We start from the raw sequence: 249 nt of genomic DNA on the forward strand, positions 1-249 counted from the left end.
GGGTGTAGTTCCTTTCAGACGACGGTCCATTATCCACTCATGCTGCTTGGAAGGTATAGCAACGCTGCTTTGATTGCTGCTTATGAAACTGCCAGTAGCCATCAAAGTCGCCACTGGACTTTAACGAGCGAATTTTTAAAAGGGCTTCGGCGCCATCTAGCCCCCATCTTGCTCCTGTTATATCGAGGCGGTCATTAATCAGATGCCGGCAGGCGCCTTCAATTATCCCGCTCGCTATCGGAAATCCCG

Annotated in this window: 1 pseudogene; it reads right to left on the bottom strand. The window is 50.6% G+C overall.

Features of this window, described 5'->3' with window-relative positions:
* Positions 1-37 precede the first annotated feature (37 nt).
* Positions 38-249: pseudogene (locus H5300_RS27510) on the bottom strand (ISKra4 family transposase); the annotation flags it as partial.

It is taken from the genome of Vibrio sp. SG41-7, assembly GCF_014164465.1.
Classification (GTDB): domain Bacteria; phylum Pseudomonadota; class Gammaproteobacteria; order Enterobacterales; family Vibrionaceae; genus Vibrio; species Vibrio splendidus.